This window comes from Paraburkholderia lacunae, assembly GCF_003353175.1.
GTDB lineage: Bacteria > Pseudomonadota > Gammaproteobacteria > Burkholderiales > Burkholderiaceae > Paraburkholderia > Paraburkholderia lacunae.
In genome coordinates this window covers 93,321-112,443 of sequence record NZ_QHKS01000024.1, presented here as the reverse complement: position 1 = coordinate 112,443, position 19,123 = coordinate 93,321, and the positions used below count along the sequence as shown (strand labels likewise).

20 protein-coding genes and 1 pseudogene are annotated in these 19,123 nt (G+C 63.1%); 13 read left to right on the top strand and 8 right to left on the bottom strand.

Translation table 11 applies throughout. From position 1 onward, the window contains the following. Nucleotides 1-52: 52 nt before the first annotated feature. From DLM46_RS29420 to amaB, 4 genes are all read right to left on the bottom strand, one after another. Entirely contained in the window at nt 53-1,861 is a 1,809-nt protein-coding gene (locus DLM46_RS29420; RefSeq protein WP_115106448.1) for a DUF2138 domain-containing protein, read from the bottom strand. A 474-nt stretch (nt 1,862-2,335) separates the two neighbouring features. Then, nucleotides 2,336-3,532, bottom strand: a complete 1,197-nt coding sequence (locus DLM46_RS29415) for an aminotransferase-like domain-containing protein (RefSeq protein ID WP_115106445.1) — start codon at nt 3,530-3,532, stop codon at nt 2,336-2,338. A gap of 129 nt (nt 3,533-3,661) precedes the next feature. Next, complete coding sequence (locus DLM46_RS29410; protein WP_115106443.1) at nt 3,662-4,834, bottom strand: NAD(P)/FAD-dependent oxidoreductase; 1,173 nt, start codon at nt 4,832-4,834, stop codon at nt 3,662-3,664. 124 nt (nt 4,835-4,958) lie between these two features. Beyond that, nucleotides 4,959-6,458: an L-piperidine-6-carboxylate dehydrogenase gene (amaB, locus tag DLM46_RS29405; RefSeq protein ID WP_115106440.1), complete on the bottom strand. Its 1,500-nt coding sequence runs from the start codon at nt 6,456-6,458 to the stop codon at nt 4,959-4,961. 325 nt (nt 6,459-6,783) lie between these two features. On the opposite strand from amaB, the gene DLM46_RS29400 reads away from it, so the two are divergent. From DLM46_RS29400 to DLM46_RS29370, 7 genes are all read left to right on the top strand, one after another. Next, nucleotides 6,784-7,107 (top strand): ArsR/SmtB family transcription factor, encoded by a 324-nt coding sequence (locus tag DLM46_RS29400; protein WP_115106438.1) that lies wholly within the window; start codon nt 6,784-6,786, stop codon nt 7,105-7,107. Then, nucleotides 7,104-7,547 carry an SRPBCC family protein gene (locus DLM46_RS29395; protein WP_115106435.1) on the top strand — a complete coding sequence of 148 codons (444 nt, stop codon included), beginning with the start codon at nt 7,104-7,106 and terminating at the stop codon, nt 7,545-7,547. The genes DLM46_RS29400 and DLM46_RS29395 overlap by 4 nt, the downstream gene beginning before the upstream one ends. 33 nt (nt 7,548-7,580) lie before the next feature. Next, the gene (locus tag DLM46_RS29390) at nt 7,581-8,144 is read left to right on the top strand and encodes a cytochrome b (RefSeq protein ID WP_115106433.1); all 564 of its coding nucleotides are present in this window, start codon (nt 7,581-7,583) and stop codon (nt 8,142-8,144) included. 227 nt (nt 8,145-8,371) lie between these two features. Continuing rightward, complete coding sequence (locus tag DLM46_RS39670) at nt 8,372-8,515, top strand: hypothetical protein (protein ID WP_165848079.1); 144 nt, start codon at nt 8,372-8,374, stop codon at nt 8,513-8,515. Between the two features lie 239 nt (nt 8,516-8,754). Beyond that, a complete protein-coding gene (locus DLM46_RS39175; RefSeq protein ID WP_133300392.1) occupies nt 8,755-9,105 on the top strand; it encodes a hypothetical protein in 351 nt (116 codons plus the stop codon). A 100-nt stretch (nt 9,106-9,205) separates the two neighbouring features. Then, nucleotides 9,206-9,679 (top strand): PAAR domain-containing protein, encoded by a 474-nt coding sequence (locus DLM46_RS29375; RefSeq protein ID WP_133300391.1) that lies wholly within the window; start codon nt 9,206-9,208, stop codon nt 9,677-9,679. Nucleotides 9,680-9,682: 3 nt separating this feature from the next. Beyond that, the gene (locus DLM46_RS29370; protein WP_115106423.1) at nt 9,683-10,294 is read left to right on the top strand and encodes a type VI secretion system amidase effector protein Tae4; all 612 of its coding nucleotides are present in this window, start codon (nt 9,683-9,685) and stop codon (nt 10,292-10,294) included. Between the two features lie 418 nt (nt 10,295-10,712). On the opposite strand, the gene DLM46_RS29365 is transcribed toward DLM46_RS29370, so the two are convergent. Next, the gene (locus DLM46_RS29365) at nt 10,713-11,555 is read right to left on the bottom strand and encodes an HTD2 family dehydratase (protein WP_115106420.1); all 843 of its coding nucleotides are present in this window, start codon (nt 11,553-11,555) and stop codon (nt 10,713-10,715) included. Nucleotides 11,556-11,801: 246 nt separating this feature from the next. On the opposite strand from DLM46_RS29365, the gene DLM46_RS29360 reads away from it, so the two are divergent. Then, entirely contained in the window at nt 11,802-12,599 is a 798-nt protein-coding gene (locus tag DLM46_RS29360) for a 2OG-Fe(II) oxygenase (protein ID WP_115106484.1), read from the top strand. Nucleotides 12,600-12,816: 217 nt separating this feature from the next. Here the strand turns inward: DLM46_RS29360 and DLM46_RS29355 are convergent, their stop codons facing one another. Together DLM46_RS29355 and DLM46_RS39665 are read right to left on the bottom strand one after the other, a co-directional pair. Then, a complete protein-coding gene (locus DLM46_RS29355) occupies nt 12,817-13,290 on the bottom strand; it encodes a hypothetical protein (RefSeq protein ID WP_244306410.1) in 474 nt (157 codons plus the stop codon). Beyond that, on the bottom strand, nt 13,287-13,439 hold the full coding sequence (locus DLM46_RS39665; RefSeq protein WP_165848078.1) for a hypothetical protein: 153 nt from the start codon (nt 13,437-13,439) through the stop codon (nt 13,287-13,289). Before DLM46_RS39665 ends, DLM46_RS29355 begins: the two co-directional genes overlap by 4 nt. Before the next feature lie 144 nt (nt 13,440-13,583). Here DLM46_RS39665 and DLM46_RS40580 point away from each other — a divergent pair. The 5 genes and pseudogenes from DLM46_RS40580 to DLM46_RS29330 all read left to right on the top strand — a co-directional run. Beyond that, nucleotides 13,584-13,658, top strand: a pseudogene (locus tag DLM46_RS40580) (MarR family transcriptional regulator); the annotation flags it as partial. Between the two features lie 74 nt (nt 13,659-13,732). After that, nucleotides 13,733-15,835, top strand: a complete 2,103-nt coding sequence (locus DLM46_RS29345; RefSeq protein ID WP_115106418.1) for an FUSC family protein — start codon at nt 13,733-13,735, stop codon at nt 15,833-15,835. Between the two features lie 57 nt (nt 15,836-15,892). Then, on the top strand, nt 15,893-16,102 hold the full coding sequence (locus DLM46_RS29340; protein WP_115106415.1) for a DUF1656 domain-containing protein: 210 nt from the start codon (nt 15,893-15,895) through the stop codon (nt 16,100-16,102). After that, on the top strand, nt 16,099-17,112 hold the full coding sequence (locus DLM46_RS29335; RefSeq protein WP_115106413.1) for an efflux RND transporter periplasmic adaptor subunit: 1,014 nt from the start codon (nt 16,099-16,101) through the stop codon (nt 17,110-17,112). The genes DLM46_RS29340 and DLM46_RS29335 overlap by 4 nt, the downstream gene beginning before the upstream one ends. Then, nucleotides 17,109-18,611 (top strand): efflux transporter outer membrane subunit, encoded by a 1,503-nt coding sequence (locus DLM46_RS29330; RefSeq protein WP_115106410.1) that lies wholly within the window; start codon nt 17,109-17,111, stop codon nt 18,609-18,611. The genes DLM46_RS29335 and DLM46_RS29330 overlap by 4 nt, the downstream gene beginning before the upstream one ends. Nucleotides 18,612-18,647: 36 nt before the next feature. On the opposite strand, the gene DLM46_RS29325 is transcribed toward DLM46_RS29330, so the two are convergent. Further along, nucleotides 18,648-19,109: a (2Fe-2S)-binding protein gene (locus DLM46_RS29325; RefSeq protein WP_115106408.1), complete on the bottom strand. Its 462-nt coding sequence runs from the start codon at nt 19,107-19,109 to the stop codon at nt 18,648-18,650. Nucleotides 19,110-19,123: the final 14 nt, after the last annotated feature.

The window sequence follows — 19,123 nt, the reverse complement described above, 5'->3', positions numbered from 1 at the left end:
TGGCGCGCGCATCCGCCGCGAACGCCACGCCGGGGACGTGAAGACCGCGCACTTAGTCGCCCTCGGTGCCGGGCAGATCCGCTGGCGTATCGGCACCACCCGTCGCCACACCCGCTGCGCCACCGGCATCCGCACCGGCACCCACCTTCGCACGATCGAACCACCATTCGACCGGCACCCAGCCCGTCGAACCCGGCAGGTCCTGCGGCAACGTCAACGACACCGGCGGATAGTGCGCGAGCGCATGCAGCTTCGGCACGAGGTGGGTGCGCGACGCGTTGCGGAACACCGACTCCTGATCGGGCGGCAACGCCGCGCCCGCTTCGCGCTCGATCAGCGCAGCCGCGGACGAAGGCGTCAGCGTGAGCATCGTGCGCGGCAGACGCTGCGGCGCAAGCGTGTCGGCGAGCGCAGGATAGCGCTTGTCGAGCACGGCGAGCGTATCGTCGACCAGACGCGCATCGGGAGAGAAGACCATATAGCCGCGCGCCAGCGCGAGCGTCACCGGGAAATAGCGTTCCGCCGACAGTTGCGAAGCGAACGGCGCCTTGCTCGACAGCGCAGTGCCCGCACGCGCGCTGACCGGCCGTTGCCACACGGTGACGTCGGCGCCCTGCTCGCGCGTCGTGACCGGCAGGCGGCGATAGTCCCCGCCGGCCTCGCCGGATTGAGCGGCCTTGGCTTCATACGCGCCGATCACGTTGCCGAAGGTCTTGCCGAGCGCAGCCTTCAGCGCGGCGCTGCTCGCCGCATCCTGCGTCTTCACGCGCGCGACGAACAACGGTGCGACCAGCGTGGACTTCGCATACCAGCAGACGGCCGCGGGACCCGCGAGCTGGTCGCCGATCGCCGTCGCGCCTTGCGCACCCGCATCGGCCACTTTGCCGAGCAGACCCGACGCTTCCTTCCAGTCCGCCGGCAAGCTCGTGCACGCCGCCGGGTTGGCCGGCAGCGCGCGCCACAAGTCAGCGCTGTTCCAATGCTGCGGCAACTTGCCCGGCTCGATCAGCGCGGCGGTTTGCCAGTTCGCCGCAGCGCTTCCATTCGGCGAAAAGTCGAAGCGCAACGCGTCGATACCGGAGAAGAACGCCTGATAACCGAACGACAGGTAATTGGCCGACACCACTAGCCGATGCCCCTTCGGTGCATCGCCGGGCGCGTCCAGCTGATAGACGCGCGCTGCGTCGTCGCGGCCTGACGACAGCATCTCCGACACCGCGTCAGCCCGCTCGCCGAGCAAGCCGCCCTTCGCATCGAGCAGCACGCCGGGAGCGGACAGCACGACGAGGCGATCGTCTTTGGTAGCGAACAATATCGTGCGGCCGACTGCCAGCTTCAATGCGTAGACCGGCACGCCGCCGGACAGCCTGGCGACCTGGCTCAACTGCGCGTCGCTCGCGGCGACGTTGCCGAAACCTTGCAGCAGCTTCGCCAGCCCGTTGCGGCGCATCGACATCACCCAGTAGCCGAGGCGTCCATCCGGCGAGCGCCACAGCAGCACGTGCGCGGGTTCGTCGAACACGCGGCGGATCAGTTCGTCGCGCCAGTCGAGCTGATGTTCGAACGCGAGACGCCGCAGCGCGCCCTCGGCGGAAAGCCGCGTATTGTCCGACTCGTAATAGTCGACGAAGTCTTGCGTGAGCACGTCGTGCAACAGCGGCACGCGCAGAATGTCGCGCGGCAGACGCGAGAGCGCTTCACTGTCGATCACCGCATCCGGGTGATGAATATCGAGCACGATTTCGCCGGTTTCGGCGGCCTTGCGATGCGCAAATGGACGCCACACCGCCTGAATGATCACGCCGGCCACGACCAGAAGACCGACCACCAGGATTGCAATCTTTTTACGCGACATCTTCATCTGATTTTTTCTGGTTCGATGCGACGGTATTAACGATGACGGACGCGAGGATTAACTCGCCGGAATCATTCGCCGAAGGCAAGGATGATACCTGAGATTTTTAACGTAAAACCAGCGGCGTTCCGCATTCAACAGTCAATCGCATTTCACGAATTTGACGAAAGAATTGTGTGGTTTTTCATTAACTCGTATTAATCGATTGGTCGCTTCTTCTATCGGAAGCAGTAGTTTGAGATGACACGTCATGTGACGAGTATGCCCGGCATGCGCTTGAGCGGGGTTGGAGCGCGGGCCCGAACCGCGTCGAGCCCTCGATTAAGACGTGGCTTTCTCCGGCATTAACCGACTGGTGCGCTTATGCCAAATCGATAAGATTAACCGCATACATAAAAAAGCCCGGCTGCACTGTATCGCGCGCCGGGCTATTTCAAGTATTGCTGGTACCGCTTTCCAGCGATTACGCGTAAGCCGCGCTCAAAAGCCTTCGAGCGCCTGTTTCATTCGCTGCACGCCGCTTTCGATATCGGCCACGCCCGGCGCCGCGAATGACAGTCGCAACGCCGCCGCATCGATATTGTCCTTATAGAACGCGACACCCGGCACGAACATCACATTGCGCTCGATACACGCGCGCAGATAATCGGACGCGTCCTGCCCGCCTGCCAGCCGCGCCCACACGAACATCCCGCCGGCGGGACGATGAAACGCGATGCTGCCGGGCAAGTGCGCGTCGAGCGCGTCGCACAGCGCGCGGCACTTCACGGCATAGGCATCGATGATCCGTGGCAGGTGACGTTCCAGTGCGCCGCTCGCGAGGTATTCGGCGGCGATCGCCTGGGTCCACGGAGAACTGCACAGGTCGACGGTCTGCTTCGCGACCACGCAGCGGCGCAAGATCTCCGCATGCGCGACCATCCAGCCGATCCGCAAGCCAGGCGCGACGATCTTCGACAGACTCGAAAAATGCACGACCCAGTCGCGCGACCCCGGCACCTGGTCGGCGAGCGTGAGCAGCGACGGCAACGCCGCGCCGCCAAAACGCAGATCGCCATAGGGATCGTCCTCGACGAGCAGAAAGTGGTGGCGCGCCGCCAGTTTCAGTAACGCCGCGCGCCGTTCCAGCGACAAGGTCGCGCCGGTCGGATTGGCAAACGTGGGCACCGTGTACAGCAGCCTCGGCGGCCGGGGCAGCGTCCCGCTTTCGAGCAGCGCAGTGAGCGCGGCGACGTCGAGTCCGTCCTGATCGACCGGGACCGTCACCACATCGGCTTGTTGCAGCTTGAGCGCTTGCAAGGTCGCCGGATAAGCCGGCTGTTCGACCAGCACCACGTCGCCCGGGGCGACCATCACGCGCAACAGCAGATCGAAGCCTTGCTGCGAACCGGTCGTGACGAGCAACGCCTGCGGCGTGCAGGCGGTGCCGCGGCGCGTCATCAATTGCACGAGCTGATCCTTGAGGACCGCGAGCCCATCGGTCGGGCCATATTGCAGGCAAAGCGTGGCCTGCTGCGATGCGCGCGATGCGGCGGCGTCGAGCCCTTCGCGGTCGAACAGGTCGCTTGCCGGGTAGCCACCGGCAAACGAGATCATGCCGGGTTGCGCCAGATACTTGAACAGCTCGCGGATCGGCGAACCGGTCGGCGCCTCGAATGCAGGGTTGAACGTGAACATATGACGGGCCGTTTATCTGTCGATGGAAGATCGGCATCGATTGTGGCCATCGTCCGGGTGGGCGGCAAACGATATCTATGCACTACGTATTGCGTTTACCGCATCATCTGCCGAATGCGCCAGGCACGCCTAGACCACGTTCTTTTCCACAATCGGCCGGTTCTCGAGCACGCGGACAAAGCTCAGCGCGCCAAGATCGAGCGTCGTATAGCGGCCGTGCAGGATCAATTCGCTGACGCCGCGGCCGGTTGCCGGGCCTTGCTGCAAACCATGGCCGCTAAAACCATTGGCGAAAATGCAGTTATCGACGTCCGGGTGATGACCGATGATCGCGTTCTGGTCGAGCACGTTGTACTCGTAATAGCCGGACCAGCAGTTCTGCACGCGCAGCGCTTCGAATTGCGGCACGCGGTGCGCGAGCGTCGGCCAGATCACTTCGTCGAAGAGCGCGTGATCGACTTCGTCGAGTGGCAAATCGTCGGGATCGTTATCCGCTGAAGGCGAGGTGCCGCAGATAAACGATTGGCCTTCGGGACGAAAATACACGCCCGCTGGATCGATCAGCAGCGGACAACGTTCGAGCCGCGCGGGCGAACTGACGTTGAAAATACTGCGGCGGCGCGCGAACACGGGAAGGTCGATGCCGATCATCTGCGCGACTTTGCGTGACCATGCTCCTGCCGCGTTCACTACGACATCGCACGGGTAGGATTCGCCGCTCGCCGTCCGCACCTGCGTGACACGTTTGCCATCGCGATGCAACGCTGTGACGTCGGCCGCGACATAGCGCGCGCCGAGCGCCTGCGCTTTCTTGCGCAGCGCCTGCACGAGCCCGTAACCGTCGAACCAGCCTTCGCCGCTTTCGCCAAATGCGCCCGCTGCGAGGTCCTCCGTATTGAGCCAGGGAAAGCGCGCTTGCAACGCGTCTTTGTCGAGCAGACTGATATCGGCGCCCAGACTTCGTTGCAGCGCGTGATTCTCGCGCAGCGTCGCCTCGCCGGCGGGCGTTGCAAGAAACAGATAGCCGCCTTCGTGCAGATCGATCGACGGTTTCGCGCCGTCGATCTCGAGCCGCTCGCCGATCGAGCGCAGAAATTCGATGCCGAACAGCGACATCTGAATGGACAGCGGTGTGGAGAATTGCTGACGGATCGACGCCGCCGATAACGCCGACGACGAGCGCGCGTAAGTCGGATCGCGTTCGATTACGGTGACGCCGACCGTCGGGTCGGCAAGCCGCAGAAAATACGCAATCGAGCTGCCGATCACCCCACCGCCGACGATCACGACTTTGGAACTCACGTCTTACTCCACGAATAGCGTGGCCGCCTTCGAACGGCGGGCGGCGCAAACGGATTGCTGAAATAGGCCGTGCACAGCGGCGCGTGCATGCGCCGCTGCTTTGCCCCGGATACAGCGAACGCTGTCAGCCGATATTGAAGTCGATGCCCTGCGCAAGCGGCAAGGCCGACGAGTAGTTGACCGTGTTGGTCGCGCGGCGCATGTAGGCCTTCCACGCATCCGAACCCGACTCGCGTCCGCCGCCGGTTTCCTTCTCGCCGCCGAACGCGCCGCCGATTTCCGCGCCGCTCGGCCCGATGTTGACGTTGGCGATACCGCAATCGCTGCCCGAGTCGGACAGGAAGCGCTCCGCTTCGCGCAGATCGGTCGTGAACACGCACGACGACAAACCGTGCACGGCCGCATTGTTCGCCTCGACCGCATCCGCGAAATCCGCATAGCGCAGCACGTAAAGAATCGGCGCGAAGGTTTCCTTCAACACCACCGAGGTTTGCGACGGCATTTCGACGATCGCCGGGCGCACGTAATAACCGCCTTCATAGCCCTTGACCTCGACGCGCTCGCCGCCGGACACCGTGCCGCCTTCGGCCGTGGCCTGTTGCAGCGCTTCCTGCATGCGGGCATACGCTTGCTTGTCGATCAGCGGCCCCATCAGCGTGCCCTTTTCGAGCGGATTGCCGATCGGCACCTTGCTGTACAGCTGCTTCAGACGCTCGATGGTCTTGTCATAGACGCTCTCGTGCACGAACAGACGCCGCAGCGACGTGCAACGCTGCCCTGCCGTGCCGACCGCCGAGAACAGGATGCCGCGCATCGCGAGTTCGTGATCCGCGGTTTGCGTGATGATGCCCGCATTGTTGCCGCCGAGTTCGAGCAGCGAGCGGCCGAAGCGCTTCGCCACTTCCACGCCGACCGTACGGCCCATTTCGGTGCTGCCCGTCGCGCTGACGATCGATGCGCGCGGGTCGGCCACCAACTTCGCGCCGACATCGCGGCCGCCGTTGATCAGCGCGGTCAGGCCGGCAGGTGCGTCGCCGAATTCCTGCAGCGCCTCGTTGAGAATCTGATTGACGGCGAGCGCGGTCAACGGCGTTTTTTCCGACGGCTTCCAGATCACCGCGTTGCCGCACACCAGCGCGAGCGCCGCATTCCACGACCACACGGCGGCCGGGAAATTGAACGCCGAAATGACGATGCAGGTGCCCATGGGGTGCCAGGTTTCGGCCATCCGATGACCGGGGCGCTCCGATGCGATGGTCAGGCCGTACAACTGACGCGACAGACCGACCGCGAAGTCGCAGATGTCGATCATTTCCTGCACTTCGCCCATGCCTTCCTGAAGGATCTTGCCGGTTTCGAGCGTGATGATGCTGCCGAGCGCCTGCTTCTTCTCGCGCAGACGGTTGCCGAGCAGGCGCACCAGTTCGCCGCGGCGCGGCGCCGGCACGTTGCGCCAGGCGGCGTAGGCGTGTTTCGCCTGGGCGAGGGCCGCGTCGACTTCCGCCACGGTATTGCTGGCCACGCGGCCGATGAGTTCGCCGGTAATCGGCGAATGGACCGCGATGTCGCCGGCTTGCGCAGCGTGGGCGATACCGAGGTCGGCGAGGATGGTCGAAGCGTCCATGAGAATCCCTTTAATTTCCAATGCGAAACAAGAGTAAGTTCGGAAACTATACACGCGGGTTTTTATGGCGGCAAGGGTATTTGCCCGAGGCTGAACGACGGAGCACACTGGCGCCCCGCTCCAGCTTTGCCAGCCATACATAATACGGGTACGGAACGGCCATCGGTCCGGCCGGCGGCGGCACATCGGCGACCCATCGATGCGAACCCTTTCGTTTCTTATTGGAAATAATAGGCCTGCGCGGCAAGCCGCCTGGCAAGCGCCCGTATCGTCGTCCGTTCGCCCGTTGTTGACCAATCAATAACCCAATGGTTATGATTAAAACATGCAAGCCGATCCCGACAATCTCTTCAAGGCGCTCGCCGACCCCACTCGACGGGCGATCTTCGAGCGCCTCGCGCGTGACGGCGAGCAAAGCGTGCGCGCGTTGACCGAGGTAGCGGGCGTGTCGCAACCCATGGTCTCCAAGCACCTCGGCATTCTCAAACTCGCGGGCCTCGTGCGCGATCGTCCGCAAGGGCGCTCCGTCTACTACACCGCCGACCCGCAAAGCCTGGCCCCGTTGATCGACTGGATGAGTCTTTATGGCGCCTTCTGGCGCGACCGGTTCGATCGCCTCGAAACGCTACTGAAACGGATGGATCAATGACCACGAACCCTGCCGCTACGCGCTCCGTTGTCGTCGAACGGGAAATGCCGCATTCGCCGGAGAAAGTCTGGCGCGCCCTCACTCAGGGGCCGCTAATCGAGGAATGGCTGATGGCGAATGATTTTCTGCCGGTCGTCGGCCACCAGTTCACCTTCCGCGCCGCGCCGATGGCGCATTGGAACGGCGTGACGGACTGCGAAGTACTGGTCGTCGAGCCGAATGAAACGCTTGCCTATAGCTGGAACGCGTCAGGAGAAGAAGCGGCCAACGGACTGAAGACCGTCGTCACCTGGACGCTCACGCCGACCCCGCGCGGCGTGCTCGTGCGGATGGAACAAAGCGGCTTCCGGCCTGAAGATGAACAAAACTACCAGGGCGCGAATTACGGCTGGCAACGGTTCCTCGGCGGGTTGGAAGAGGTGGTGGCGCGGCTGGACTGACAAGACACGCGGCAATTCGCGGAGGAGACAAACATGAAGACACGCGTATTCCGCTATCACCCGTTGCTGGTGACGCTGCACTGGCTGCTTGCGCTATTGATCGCCGGCGCGCTGGCTGTCGGATTCTTCGGACTCGCCGCGATGCCGAACACCGATCCACAGAAGATCGGCATTTTGCGCGTGCATATGGCAGGCGGCATGCTGATTCTCGGCTTGATGGCGATTCGCCTGATCGTGCGGATGCTGACCGCGAAACCGGCGCGCGCAACCAGTGGGCATCCGTCGCTCGATCGAATCACGCCGCTCTTTCACTACGGATTCTATGCGCTGATCCTGGCGATGGTGGCGACCGGCTACGCGACGGGGATTCTCGCCGGACTGCCGGCGATCGTGTTCGCCGGTTCGGGGGCGCCGTTGCCGACAAGCTTTACGATCTATCCGACTCGCGTGGCGCATGGTTATCTGGCGGTTGTGCTGGTCGGTTTTATCGCATTGCATGGGGTGGCCGCGCTTTATCACCAGCTCGGCAAGAAGGATCGCCTGCTTGGCCGGATGTGGTTCGGGCGCCGGGCGCTCCCTCCGTCTGCGGAGCAATGACGGAGATGCACTAGCGCGCCTTTTTGCATTAGGCGGTGAGCCGCGCGGCGCTTATTCGTCAGACAGGGATAAACACGAACAGTCAGACCAACGAAGTTCGCCGGGGCAGGCTCCCGGATTCGGGTGACGGCGCGGGTGCCGGTGAATTCGTCACGGGCTCTCTCACGTGGCAGCTCGAGCAGCTACAACGCGGCGAGTTCGTCCTGAAGCCCAATGCCGGAGAATCAATGCACCGCTCGAGCTTGCGCGCCGTTAGCGTGGTGACCCATAAGCATCAGGTGCGTGAGTGCGATCTGAGTTTGTGGTACGCGGTTCACCATTCCGGCAAGGGCGAAACGCTTCGCATGTACAAGTTGATGCGGGTGAAGTGACCGCTCCTCAACCTAATGACTGTTTTCGAGGCCCGCCAAGTGCGGGCTTTTTTACACGTGCACTGCCTTTCCCATCGTTGTAGACAGCTGCTTTCACTAGTGCTGGATAGGCGGGGCGAGGTGCCAATGGCACGGACATCAACGCCTCACACATTTTTCAGACACATCTGATTCACAGCGGCGACAGCCAAAGCCAGGCGCCTTCTACACGTTTTTTCAACCCTGAAGGGGACTGGCGCATGAAAGATAACGCAGCGAACGAAACAACCTATCCGTTCGTCACGATCGGTTCACTGACTGAGCGAGGAGAGATTCATCGTAATGCCGCCTGCGTCGGTGATTTCATCGCGTACGAAAACGGTACGCGGGCACAAATCGTCACGGGCATTGGACTGCCCGACAGGCCAGGTTTCCGGCCAATTGCTGTTGTTGGCAGCCTGCTCGATAACGGCGACGTGATTACCGATAGCCCCGATCGCGAGAACCATACCGTGAGCTTCGTTCCAGTCCGACCCCATGTTCCGGTTCACGGATCTGCCGACGCGTTGGCACGACATGCGGGAGCCTCACCCAACGGCGATTTTCTATAGCGTTGTTGAAGGGGACCCGCTCGACAGTGGAGAAAATAGCCACGTCATAGATGGGCTCGCTAACTGCACGATTGAAGGCCCGGACGCACGCCACAGACGAATGACGTTTCTTGGACATATGGCGTGGTGCGACTGGTGCAAGAGTGCTGGTGAGATCGTTGCTGCTGCCGGATGTCGCGACAACTGGCGCATGTTCGATGCCACCTTGGGTCGATACCAGGCATTAGGCGGCGATAAGGTGCTCTGCAAGTGCTCGTCGCCCCCGCGCATCATTCCGGTCTATGGCCGCAGCTGGATGGTCATTGACGATACGGGTGGCGTCGGCAACGCGACTGCTGCGGATTCGTCCCGTGAATCGTTCCAGGAGCCGGGAAGTTTCGACGAACAGGTCTGGTCTGTTGCGACCGGCACGACCCTTGACGGCTATCCGTACTTCATCGAAACGACTGACGGTCGCGCGTTCAACGGACGTACTGAAGCGAACGGCAGGTTGCCCCGTGTCGTTACTGATTCAGCCGGCGAGTACACCGTTCATTGGGGCGATGAAGCCCTCGCAAGACAAGCAGGAGTTTGAAGCATGCCCAATAAAAAAACCGTTGTTCGAACAAACTCAACGCCCGGCTCCATCAAGGAAGTGCAATTGAAGGTGCTTACCTTCCAGGAACTGTGGGACAACTATCCGATTGGTAACCCATACGATAACCCGGCATACACAAACCAGTGCGCCATTCGCATGAGCGTAACGTTCCACCAGGTAGGGATCGAAATGAAGTCGTTTTCGCAAAAGCTGGTGAAGCCACTTTCCGGTGCGCCAACGATTGGACGAATCCTGCTTGATGGCAAGGCCACCGCGACGCGGGCCGACGAACTAGGCGAATGGCTAAACTTGCGCCCATTCGCCGGTCTGCCCAAAGCAGAGAATATTACCGGTGCAGATTGGGAGAGCAAGGTTAGAGGCCGCACAGGTATCATCGAGTTTTCCCGATACTGGTCCCGCGCGGGCGAGAGTGACGTCAATGCAAGCGGCGGACACATTGATCTATGGAACGGTTCGCGGTTAACGAACAATGGGGTGCTGGGAACCTTGGAAAACTTTTTGCGCTTTACCCTTCACGTCAACGATCCGTGGATTCCCGTCTATTCCGACCTCAGAAAATCAAAGTCAATTCTATTCTGGGAAATTAAGTGATAGGGTCACTCGCCGCATTCCTAATTGGATGTCTAGCGGGTTTTTCGCTAGACCTGATTCCTCATGCGGTAGAGATCGCCATGCGCGTCGATATATGCCGAGAGTCATGTCCTGCGATGTTTCGGGTAGGCTCGATACTGGTATATCTGGGAATGCCGCTTGCGTGGGGAATGCTATCGGTCTTTATCTTTCGTCAATCAACAAAGAAAGGCCGTTTGAAAAACGTAGCCTTGGCGCTAGTTGCATCGCTAGTGCTCATTTTGCTCATGACATGGGTTGCCTACACGTTTCAGGCAGGCACCCTGAAATGATACGGGCACGACTTTCCAGAAGCAAAGCCTAACCCTGTAGGCATAAAAAAACAAACCGATACCTATCCCCCTCCGCGATCCTTGGAGCCTTCAACATCCCGCGTAGCTCAGGCCAGCGTGGCCGCTGCACTCATCGTCAGATAGCCTTCGTGGTCTTTGGCCCACAGGTCGACGGTCTTGCCGTCGGCGGAGGGTTTGCCGCACACCGTAAAAGGCTGGCCGGCGAAGGTCGGCCGTACTGCCTTGAACGCGAAGCTCTGTAGCGTTGCATCGGGCTGCTCGCGGCGCACCAGATCGACCAGCAAGGTTGCCATCAGCGGGCCGTGAACGATCAGCCCCGGATAGCCTTCCACCTGCGTGACGTACGGGTAGTCATAGTGAATTCGATGACCGTTGAAGGTCAGCGCGGAGTAGCGGAACAGCATGACCGCGTCGGCGTCGATGGTGCGCCGCCACGTTTCGCCTTCCGGCGCGAGCGCCGGATGCGGCGGGCGAGCGCCCTCTTGCGGCGCGTCGCGATAGACGATGTCGTGCTCCTCTTCCAGCTTCAGTTCGCCGTTTGCCTCGATCGCGTGCTGCACGGTAACGAACACGAGACGGCCCGCACGACCGGTCTTGTCGTCGATATTGGCGATGGTGGAGGTGCGTTTGGCGCGCTCGCCGACTTTGAGCGGCGCGTGAAAGGTCAGCCGGCCACCCGCCCACATGCGCCGCGGCAGCGGCACAGGCGGCAGGAAACCACCGCGCCTGGGATGGCCGTCCGGCCCGACCTCGGACAAGGGCGCGGTCGGCAGAAAATACAGCCAGTGCCACAAGGGCGGCACCGTATCGCCGTTTTCCGTCCGATCGAGCGTGGCAGCCATTGCCGCCAGCGGAAAGGCCGTGATGTCATCCTCGGTCACGACCTCCTTGCCGAGCCAGTCGTCGAGTTTCTCGTGGGAGGCAGACATAGGCGAAGTCTCCGAATACGCTGATTAGGTTGGGTAGGGCCTTACTATGAACCTGACGATGTGTTTCGCGAAGTCTGCATTTGCGATCCGGGCGTTTGTCCGTGCTTAAGGCGCCCGCGCGGCGGGCGGGCGCGGCGGCGATGCTCGCGCAGCGCGGCGAATTGGAGAGCAAGAGTCGGAGTACGCCGGATCGGACGCGTGCTTACACTCCATCATCGCTCGATGATCGCCTGTCGGAGAATGCTGATGAATACTGCTGCGAAGTGCGCGCTTTCACTCGAACTGGAATTGGAACCCCTGAAGCCGAAACACCCGGCTGAGCACGATGCCGGCATCGGTTCGCTGACGCAGCGCGTGGATGCGATCGACTGGTTCGATGTCGAAGAAGAGTTGAACGGATATGGCTGCGCGACCCTGCACAATCTGCTCACTCATGACGAATGTGACGCGCTGACCGCGCGCTATCCGCAAGACGATCTGTACCGCAGCCGCATCGTGATGGCGCGGCATGGTTTCGGCCGTGGCGAATACAAGTACTACGCGTATCCGCTGCTGCCCTTGGTGGGCGATTTGCGCAGCGTGCTCTATCCGCACCTCGCGCCCGTCGCGAATCGGTGGAATGCGCTAATGGAGATCGACGTCCGCTATCCGGCCACGCACGCGGAATTTATCGCTCGCTGTCACGCCGCCGGCCAGTTGCGTCCGACGCCGCTGATCCTTCAATACGCCGCGGACGACTACAACTGCCTGCATCAGGATCTGTACGGCGAGCACGTGTTCCCGCTGCAGACGGCGATTCTGCTTTCCGAGCCGGGCAAGGACTTCACCGGCGGCGAATTCGTGATGACGGAGCAGCACCCGCGCATGCAGTCTCGCGCGGAAGTCGTGCCGCTCGGCAAGGGCGACGCGGTGGTGTTCGCGGTTCATCACCGGCCGGTGCAGGGCACGCGCGGGCCGTACAGGGTGAATCTGCGGCATGGCGTGAGCCGGCTGCGCTCCGGCCACCGGCATACGCTGGGGGTGATTTTCCACGACGCGACCTGAGCTTGCCCTGAGCTTGACCACCACCTCACTTGTCCACAGAAAATGTTCGCAAGCCTGTGGATAACATCCACACAACCGCGCCAAGTGCTTGATGCAAATAAACTCTTGCGCACTGCGCGCCGGCGCGACCGCTTCCGGGGCCGTACCTCCCGCATCAAAGGTAAGCCGACTGCTCCGCCACTCGGCGCGCCGCCGCATCTATTCAAGTCCGCCTCGCTCACGGCTCGCATCCTTTGGTGTCGAACATCGCCGCCAGCGCGCACACCGATGTCAGCATGCGCGCGCCGTTGTGACCAACGCCCGGCACGATATGAAAGCTCTGCCGCAGACCGTCCGGGTGACGCGCGGCGATATAGCGGTAATACGCTTGCGCCCGCGCCACACGTTGCGGACCCTGCGCTTTAGCCGCGCAGGTCTTGTCGAGCGCCTTTTGCCGGGGATCGCTGTCCGCGCCGCCGACGAGGTAGTCGATGCGGCGCGCGGCACACGCCGCTTCCAGTTGCGCGGGCGAACGGTCGTCGAGATACGGCGGCCGGTTGTCCATGCCGTATTTCCATTGGTTGAAATCGGCGCATTGCGAGGCATCGAACGGTGCGGCGACGCCTTGCGCATCCGGCCGTAGCGCGTCGAAATAGGCATACGTCGACGGGCTCGCCACCACATAGCGCACGTCGATGCCCTCGTCGGTCAACGCGGCGATGTCGCGAACCGCGTGTCCGAGATCGTCGCAACCGGCTTCAGATGCGGCTCGTCAGGAGGTGTCGCGAAAGCCGTTTGCGCGAGGGTCATCAGCGTCGCGGTGCCCAGTATCGCGAGACGTCGTGAGAAATTGCCAATCATGCAGCTTGCTCCTGATAGCCGTGCGCGGTCTTGAACGCGGCGCATCGTCGAGTATGTCGAAAGCCCCGCCAACGGCAAAGGTCAAAATCAAAACCCAAGATTCAATAGCTTGCTAGCGAACATTTTGGAAATACAATAGCGCCCATGACGAACCTGGACACCTTACGCCGCACGGTCAGCAGCACCTTGGTCCTCGCCGCCAGAAAATGGCGGCGCACAAGACCAACAAGTTAAACAAAGGCCGGGCAAACTCAGCAGCGTCACACCACATCAGGGATACGGCGTAACGCTTTATGGTCTACCCCTCCATCCGCGACTGGCTGTTCTCGGTCAAGACCTTTGCCGCGGCCATGCTCGCGCTCTACATCGGTCTCGCGCTCGAACTGCCGCGGCCGTACTGGGCGATGGCCTCGGTCTACATCGTGTCGAATCCGTTTGTCGGCGCGACCCGATCGAAAGCGCTCTATCGCGTGTTCGGCACCGCGATCGGCGCGGCGGGCGCGATTCTGGTGGTGCCGCCGTTCGTCGAATCGCCGTATCTGTTCAGCGTCGTGGTCGCGTTGTGGACCGGCACGCTGCTGTATCTGGCAATCTCCGAGCGCACCGCGCGCAGCTACGTGTTCCTGCTGGCGGGCTATACCCTGCCGATGATCGCCTTGCCTTCCGTGACCAATCCGGGCGGCGTGTTCGATCTGGCGATCACCCGCACTGAAGAGATCACGCTCGGCATCGTGTGCGCGAGCATTGTCGGCGGAGCGGTGTTTCCGAGCCGGCTCGCCCCCACCATCATCGAGCGGACCGACACGTGGTTTCGCGACGCCGCGTTCTACTCGACCGAAACGCTATCGGGACGCATTGCCGGCTCGGCGATTTCGGCGGCCCGCCAGCGGCTCGCGGCCACCATCAACGGGCTGGAACTGCTGCTGAGCCAGCTCGCTTACGACCACACGCGGCCGGACATTCTGGCGCGCGCTCACGAACTGCGCGGGCGCATGCAGTTGCTGCTGCCGCTCATGTCGGCGCTGGCCGATCCGCTGATCGCGCTCTACAACAGCGGCCGGCATTCATGGCCCGACGGTCTCGAAGCGTTGCTCGCCGATGTCATCGAGTGGTTCAATGCGCCGCTTCCCGCTGCCAGCCTGGGCTACCACCCCGACCCCTCGGCCGACGCGCTGCGAGCGCGGATCGCGGCGATGCAACCGCCGCCGGCAGCCATGGCGAGCTGGGACGGCGCGCTGCTGTCGAGCGCGTTGTGGCGCCTGAAGCAGGTGGTCAATGTCTGGCAGGACTGCCGCACGCTGCGCATCATCATCACGCGCGAAGAAGGTTCATGGCGGCCGCGCTTTCGCCATTGGCGCCTGGGCGGCACCGAGCGCTACTTCGACCGCGGCATCATGCTGTTTTCGACCGGCTCGGCCGTTGGCGCGATCATTCTCGCGTGCAGCTTGTGGATCAGTTCAGGCTGGGCGGACGGAGCCGGCGCGGTGACGCTCGCAGCGATCGCATGCTGCTTCTTCGCCGCGCTCGACGAACCCGCGCCGATGGTGTTCAAGTTTTTTACGTCGGCGGCGGCCAGCGTGGTGTTCGCGGGCATCTACCTGTTCGCCGTGCTGCCGCACGTGCATGATTTTCCGATGCTGGTGATCATCTTCGCCGCGCCGTTCATCTTCGCCGGCACGCTGATTCCGCGCCCGCAATTCAATCTCGCCGCGATGCTGGTCGCCGTCAATACGGCCACCTTCATCAGCATTCAGAATGCTTACGACGCCGACTTCCTGGTGTTCGTGAACAGCAACCTCGCGGGCCTGGCCGGGCTGCTGTACGCATTCCTGTGGACCCGCGTGACGCGTCCGTTCGGCGCCGAACTCGCGGCGGCGCGGCTGTTGCGCTCGAGCTGGGCCGACGTCGCGCTGACCGCCTCCACGCGGCCGATCGACGATCCGCGCAATCTCGCCGCGCGCATGCTCGACCGTCTGATGCAATTGATCCCGCGCCTTGCCGCCACCGACGACCATCGCCATCCGTCGATCGAAAGCTTCCGCGATCTGCGCATCGCCTTCAATGCGCTCGACCTGCGCCGCCTGACCCGCAAGCTCGGCGGCGAAGTGCCGGCCGCGATCGACCACGTGCTCGAAGGGGTGCGCGAACACTTCGAAACCTGCGTCGATCAGCGCGTGCGCCAGCCGGTGCCCGCCGGCCTGATGGCGTCGATCGATACAGCGGTGGCGCGCGTCACGGCCCAAGGGCTCGCCAATGCCGGCGCGCCGGGCGCGACCTCGCAGACCTCGGCACGCCTGTTGCGTGACGCGCTGCACGCGCTGGTCGGCTTGCGTCTGTCGCTGTTTCCGGCCACGCTGACCACGCCCACGCCGCCCGAACCGGAGACCGCCGCCTGATGCGCCCGTCCAGCAAGCTGTTGCGCTCCTTCATTCACTCTTTGCCCACTCCCCGCGATGATCGGTGAAATCGATATCTTCGGCGTGTTCGTGCCGGCCGTGCTGGTGCTGATGCTGGTCGCCTATCTGATCAATCTGGTCATCCGCACGGCACTCGCACGCGTCGGCTTTTACCGCTTCGTCTGGCACCGTTCCATCTTCGATCTCGGCATCTACGTGCTGGTGCTGGGCCTTGTCGTCGTCGTTTCGCACAGACTAATAACGTGAAAAAAACCTGGTTCTCCGTCGGTCAGATTCTGCTGACCCTGATCGTCGTCGTGATTGCGGCTCTCGTGCTGTGGAAACTGGTCGGCTATTACATGTTCGCGCCGTGGACGCGCGACGGGCACGTGCGCGCCGACGTGATCCAGGTCGCACCGGACATCTCCGGGCTGATTTCATCCGTTGAGGTCACGGACAACCAGCAGGTCAAGCAAGGCCAGGTGTTGTTCGTCATCGACCAGGCGCGCTACACGCTTGCGTTGCGTCAGGCACAGGCCACCGCGCAGCAACGCCGCGCGACGCTCGATCAGGCGCGCCGCGAAGATGCGCGCAACCGCAAGCTGGGCAACCTGGTCGCGGCGGAAGCCGCCGAAGAAAGCCGTTCACGCGTCGAGCAGGCCGAAGCCGCGCTCGCCGATGCGAACGTCGCAATCGATACGGCCCGGCTCAATCTGCAACGCACCACCATCGTGAGTCCGGTCGACGGTTATCTGAACGATCGCGCGCCGCGCACCGGCGAGTTCGTCGCGGCGGGCCGGCCGGTGCTGTCGGTGGTCGATATGCATTCGTTCCGCGTCGACGGCTACTTCGAGGAAACCAAGCTGCGCGGCATCGACATCGGCCAGCAGGTCGATATCCAGGTGATGGGCGAGCCGAACGTGCTGCGCGGTCACGTGCAGAGCATCGTCGCCGCGATCGAGGACCGCGACCGCACGCAAGGCTCGAACCTGCTGCCGAACGTGAACCCGGCGTTCAGCTGGGTGCGGCTCGCGCAACGGATTCCGGTACGCGTCGCACTCGACGACATTCCCGCCGACTTCCGCATGATCGCCGGACGTACCGCGACGGTGTCGGTGCGCGATCTGTCGCCGGGCGGCAAGCCACGCCGGATTTCCGACACGGCACGTACGTCCGGCGCCGTGGACGCCCAGCCGGCATCGTCTGCGCCCGCTGTTCCGGCTGCCTCTGCCGCACCGGCGGCGTCCACCGCTGTCATGTCGGGCGCCTCGCAATGAAGCTGCCGCGCGCCCTGCCCTTATTGCCGCTGTTGCCTTTGACCCTTGCGTTGAACGGCTGCATCAACGTCGGCCCCGACTACTCGCTGCCGAAGCAGGCGCTGATCAACGCGCCGCTCGCCGATGCGCCGCTCGAAGGCGCCGACTCAGCGTTGACATCACGGCAAAATGTGCCCGCCGTGTGGTGGAAGCTTTATGACGATCCGGTGCTCAACGGCCTCGTCGACGAAGCGCTGCAATCGAACACCGACTTGCGCGTCGCCGCGGCGAATCTGGCGCGCTCACGCGAGGCGTTAGGTGTCGCGCAAGCGCAGGGCGGTTTCTCCGGCAAGTCTTCGGCGGTGATCGAACGCGCGCAGGACTCGGCCGAGCAATTTCTGCTCACGAAGAAACTGCCGGTCGTCAATGAAGGCGACATCGGCATCAGCATCTCGTACGAAATCGATCTGTTCGGCAAGCTGCGGCGCGGTGTCGAGGCGGCTCAGGCGGACACCGAGTCCGTGCAGGCTGCCGGCGATCTCGCGCGCATCACGGTGGTCGCGGACGTGGTGCACTCCTATGTCGAACAATGCTCGGCGGCCGAGGAACTCAGGATCGCGCAGCAGTCGCTGGCATTGCAGAAGCAGCGTGTGGACGTGTCGCGCCGTTTGCGCGACGCGGGCCGCGGCAATCAGACCGAGGTGACGCGCGGCCAGACGCAGGTCGATACGCTGGCCGCGGATATTCCGCGCTATACGGCGCGCCGCAAGATCGCGCAATACCGGCTGGCCGCGCTGCTCGCACGCGCACCCTCCGATTTGCCGCCGGCGGTGCTGGCCTGCAACAAGCTGCCGGCAATCCGTCAACCGCTTCCTATCGGCGACGGCGCCGCGCTGCTCAAGCGCCGTCCGGACGTACGCGAGGCCGAGCGTCAACTGGCGGCTTCGACGGCGCGGATCGGTGTCGCCACCGGCGCGTTGTATCCGACGGTGAGCATCGGCGCATCGGCCGGTTTGACCGGGGTCCTCGAAGACCTCGGCACCTCGCCGACCGCGCGCTGGGGCTTCGGTCCGCTGATCAGCTGGACCTTTCCGACCACCGGCGCGCGCGGCCGCGTGCGCGAAGCGCAAGCGTCGAGCGACGTGGCGTTGGCGAAATTCGACGGCGTAGTGCTGACCGCTTTGCGCGAGACCGAGACCAGCCTCGCCACCTACGCCGCCGACTACAACCGCGCCGATGCATTGCGTGCCGCGCTGAAGTCGGCCACACAGTCGGCGGATGAAACGCACCGGCTGTATCTCGCCGGACGCGAGTCGTTCATTTCGGACCTCGACGCAACCCGCACGCTGACATCGACGAAGTCTCAGGTGGCGGCGGCGGAAGGCCAGGTGGCGATCGATCAGGTCAATCTGTTCCTCGCGCTCGGCGGCGGCTGGGACACCCCTGCGCAGACGGCGCCGGCCGCGGCAACGCCCGCCAGGGTAGTGCCGGCCACCGTCGTCAAAACCGGCACGCCTTGATCGCTTCTGACGACGGCCGGCGCTAGCGCGGCGGCCTCAAGCTGGTCGCCGTTTTGCCGCTGCCTGGTGAATCGCGGCCCGCACACGCGGATACGTGCCGCAACGGCAAACGATGTTCGACATCGCCGCGTCGATGTCGGCGTCGGTGGGATCGGGCTTCTGCTTGAGGAGCGCACAGGCCGCCATCAGTTGCGCGCTTTGGCAATAGCCGCACTGCACCACGTCGAGATCGAGCCACGCCGCCTTCAGTGCCTGTGCCTCGGCGCCCTGCACGCCTTCAATCGTTGTCACTTTCTGCGTGTGCAAGCTCGACATCGGCGTCTGGCACGCGAGGCACGCCTTGCCGTCCAGATGGATCGTGCACGCGCCGCAAATACCCACGCCGCACCCGAACTTCGTGCCGGTCATGCCGAGTTCGCAGCGCAGCACCCACAGAAGCGGCATATCCGGTTCGGCTTGCACGGCCACCGCCCGGCCGTTGATGTTCAGCGATCCCATGCTGTTCTCCGTGT